Raw genomic sequence first — 880 nt, 5'->3', positions numbered from 1 at the left:
CGCTCGAAGCTGGAGGATTGGGCAAGTTTTTTGAGGCTTCCGGCATGGAATATTTGCGCGCTGTAAGCATGTTGGAAGGAGACGATGAAAAGCGGGCGCCTCGAGACAAGCAGAGCTCGACGTCGGCCGGACTGCCGGGAAGGCAAGGATCATTTATGACGAAGTGGACGACCCGGAATATCCCATCGCAAAGCGGCCGTTCGGCGGTCGTCACCGGCACCGGCGGGCTTGGCTACGAGGACGCGCTGGCGCTGGCCCGCGCCGGCGCGCATGTCGTGATCGCCGGGCGCAACCCGCGGAAGGGCGATGAAGCCGTCGCAGCGATCAAGGCGGCCGTTCCTGGAGCCCAGGTGCGGTTCGGCCAGGTTGACCTTGCGAACCTAGCGTCGATCGCCGCATTCGCCGAGCAGCTCTCGCGCGAGCAGGACAGCCTCGACATTCTGATCAACAATGCCGGCGTGATGACCCCGCCGCAACGTCGCGAGACCAGCGACCGCTTCGAGCTGCAGTTCGGCACGAACTATCTCGGCCATTTCGCGCTCACCGCGCATCTGCTGCCGCTTCTGAAAAAAGGGCAGAAGCCGCGCGTCGTGACCCTCGGCAGCGTCGCGGCGCGGGGTGGAGCGATCAACTTCGACGACCTGCAGGCTGAGCGCAGCTACAAGCCGATGCCGGTCTACAGCCAGTCGAAGCTCGCCTGCATCATGTTCGCCTTCGAGCTGAGCCGGCGCAGCAGGGCGGCCGGATGGGGTGTCGAGAGCCTGGCGGCGCATCCCGGTATCTCCCGCACCGATCTGCTTCCGAACGGAGCGGGCCGACGGAGCATGGCTGCGTGGGTGCGCCGCTTCCTGCCGTTCCTGTTCCAGCCCGCGTCGCAGGG

General features: G+C 65.7%; 1 protein-coding gene. It reads left to right on the top strand.

Annotation, left to right across the window (positions count from 1 at the left end; genetic code table 11):
• Window positions 1-155 precede the first annotated feature (155 nt).
• The coding region (locus tag ACMGE0_RS33555) for an SDR family oxidoreductase (protein ID WP_436820172.1) at window positions 156-880 on the top strand (725 nt) is incomplete at its 3' end.

Origin of the sequence: Neorhizobium descurainiae (genome assembly GCF_051400715.1) — a bacterium.
In the GTDB taxonomy this organism is placed as follows: Bacteria; Pseudomonadota; Alphaproteobacteria; order Rhizobiales; family Rhizobiaceae; genus Neorhizobium.
Note: the sequence above shows the minus strand (reverse complement) of the source record. Positions and strands in the feature narration are given on the sequence as shown.